Origin of the sequence: Novosphingobium aquae (genome assembly GCF_037572715.1) — a bacterium.
GTDB lineage: Bacteria > Pseudomonadota > Alphaproteobacteria > Sphingomonadales > Sphingomonadaceae > Novosphingobium > Novosphingobium aquae.
Map to the genome: position 1 here is coordinate 1 of NZ_JBBHJY010000025.1, position 1,408 is coordinate 1,408.

The 1,408-nt window shown below is 56.6% G+C and carries 1 protein-coding gene; it reads right to left on the minus strand.

Annotation, left to right across the window (positions count from 1 at the left end):
* Positions 1–281 precede the first annotated feature (281 nt).
* On the minus strand, positions 282–1,313 hold the full coding sequence (locus WG900_RS20090) for an IS110 family RNA-guided transposase (RefSeq protein ID WP_339970156.1): 1,032 nt from the start codon (positions 1,311–1,313) through the stop codon (positions 282–284).
* Between the last annotated feature and the right edge of the window lie 95 nt (positions 1,314–1,408).

The window sequence follows — 1,408 nt, forward strand, 5'->3', positions numbered from 1 at the left end:
TCAGGACTTCTGTGGTTGCCGCCCGTGATGCAAGAGGTTTCTGACCGTGTGGGTTAGTGATCGAGTGCGGTCTTCTGTAAGGCCTTTGGTTACGGCATTCAGAAGCCGCTGGCCGGTATGGTGATCCGCGGATCAGATCCAAATCTCATTGGCGAGCTGTAGCACTCTGAGTCCTGAACTGGTTTTTCTGATCCAGATCTGTTCGATCATTTTGCCCATTCGGGTCGTCGCCTTCTCACACCCCCTTTATCCGGCCTTTGGCAGGTTTTGCAGCATATTCCTCATGCAGCCCCCACTGGTGCCGGAACTCGGTAATCTTCATTTTTGGCGATCAATGCCCAGATTGTGCGTGCCATCTTGTTGGCCAGAGCAATAGCTACCAGCATCCTCGGCTTTCGCGCTGCGATGCGCGCCAGCCAGGAATTCACTGGGATCGATTTTCGGCCTAGCCAGTTCAGGCGCGACATGGCGCCGATGATCAACAGCCTGCGGATATCAGCCTGCCCGGCCTTGGAAGTGCGGCCAAGACGCTCCTTACCGCCTGAGGAGAACTGGCGTGGGACGAGACCCAACCAGGCTGCAAAGTCGCGACCACATTTAAAGCTCTCCATCGGCGGAGCAAAAGCTTCAACCGCCAGTGCGGTCAATGGGCCAACCCCGGGGATCGTCTGCAAGCGCCGCGCTGTGTCAGCCTCAGCCGCGAGAGCCTTTATCTTCGCGGTTCGGGCGTTGATGCGAACCGTCTTCTCGGCGATCTGTTCCAAAAGGTCGCGGCACTCCTCACGCATCAAATCGGGCAAGTCGCTGTTCGGTGCACCCAAGATTTCTTCAATCCGTCCGATCTGATGGATTCCCTGCGGAATAACATGGCCATATTCATAGAGGCCGGCCCTGAGTGAATTGACCAATTCGGTGCGCTGGCGGACAAGCCTCTCCCGAGCGCGAAACAAAATCGCCCGGCTTTGTTGCTCAGCACACTTCGGTTCGACGAAGCGCATCTCTGGCCGCTGGGCCGCGATCACGATGGCCTCAGCGTCTGCGGCATCGTTCTTCTGCCGCTTCACAAACGGCCTCACGTAATGTGGTGCAATTAGCTTTACCTCATGGCCAAGCCGGATCAACTCGCGGGCCCAGTAATGCGCGCTGCCACATGCTTCCAAAACAACAATCGCTGGAGGCTGATCGGCCATAAACTTGGGGAAACTCTGCCGCGACAGCTTCTTGCGAAACCTTTCTTGCCCCGTCAACGACGCGCCGTGCACTTGAAAAACAGCCTTTGCCAGATCTACGCCGATCATCGTATCTTTCTGCATGGTTGCTGTCCTTTCCGCTAAGTGGCCTTCAACACCACTTTCTTGGCACATTGCGATGCCGTTCGGGAGGGCGGCAACCACCCCATCTCATTGAT

Bases quoted from the DNA above. Each gene is read 5' to 3' on its own strand.
- WG900_RS20090 (WP_339970156.1), bottom strand. From the start codon at position 1,313: ATGCAGAAAGATACGATGATCGGCGTAGATCTGGCAAAGGCTGTTTTT.